A 1,274-nucleotide genomic window follows, 5' to 3' on the forward strand; every position below is an offset into this window, starting at 1 on the left:
CTAACATCACACAAAGTTCTCAAAACAGAAAGCAATCTAGCCAAGATTCTCAATCTAGTAGTAAAACACAAGTTGCTTCACGGAGCGGACAAACACAACGAGATGTTAGTCCAAACACACAGCAGTGTCAAGCAAGATTGGCATGCAGTAGTAGAGTAATAACGCAAAAGATTGCTGCCGCTAGTCTTGAATCTCATGCAAACTTTCGTTCTAAAGAGGAAGGTCGATTAAAGGGTGAAGAGGCAAGTCAAAATTTTACAGAACTTTGGAGAGAGACGCGTAAAATTATCCTTCCTAAACTTACTTCTCATGTGAGTAATATCAGAGAGCAGTCTGTAGGTAACGATAAGAAACATCGGATATGTGTAGCAAATTATTATACTGAAGTGTTAGAGGATTTTGGATATGGTTGGCGCGATAAAAAAGGCGATAAATCCCCTCAATATACCATAACTTATCGATTAGAATGTAGAAATGATTCCCCAAGCATTACCATCTTGGCAGAAAGCCCGTATCAAACAAAAGGTGAGTTCGCTCAAGCAGATTCTATACGTGCGCAGCAAGTATATGCACGAAAAATGCAAAACATACAACCACCACCTTGTACTCATGAATCTGTTTATAATAAAATCTCACAAGCAAGTTTTGAATTTCATGCAGAAATGAGGGCGCAAGAAGAAAGATATATGCGTGGTACACAAGCAGAAGCTAAGTTTCTTACACTATGGAAAGAAACTCAACCCTTTATAATTTCCAAGCTCACTTCTCATGTGGATAATATACAATCTCAAGGAATAGATTCCGCCAAGCAAGCCAGAATCTGTGTAGCAAATTATTATACTGAAGTGTTAGAGGATTTTGGATATGGTTGGCGTGATAAAAAAGGCGATAAATCCCCTAAATACATTATTTATTTTACTGTGCGTTATGTTAATGATGATAAGAATTCTATTGCCATCAAGATTCTCTCCCAAAACAAAGCAAGAAGACAATAGGTTTGAATACTGCAAGAATAATATTTGTTCATGCCATTGAAGTATGTTTATTGCGTATTTCGATTTTACTCTTTATGCCTTGAGTTTGTCATCGCGTTATCAAGCAATTTTGTGCCAACTTTCATAGTTTGTCGTAAATCTATAATCTCACGAACTCTGTATCGAATAATTTTTTCATTCTCCTTTGCCTCCTCGTGCAGAAGTGCAGGAATGTTATTAAATTGAGTTTTAGAGTTAGGCAATTGACAAAAGAGATCTTTAATTTCTTTGGGTAAAATA

At 36.5% G+C, this 1,274-nt stretch carries 1 protein-coding gene and 1 pseudogene; one reads left to right on the forward strand and one right to left on the reverse strand.

The window, feature by feature from the left end:
- Positions 1-995: pseudogene (locus tag CQA44_RS12860) on the forward strand (hypothetical protein); the annotation flags it as partial.
- Between the two features lie 65 nt (positions 996-1,060).
- Here the strand turns inward: CQA44_RS12860 and CQA44_RS12865 are convergent.
- A partial coding sequence (locus tag CQA44_RS12865) for a hypothetical protein (RefSeq protein ID WP_220272166.1) occupies positions 1,061-1,274 on the reverse strand: 214 nt, incomplete at its 5' end.

Source organism: Helicobacter sp. MIT 14-3879 (genome assembly GCF_003364125.1).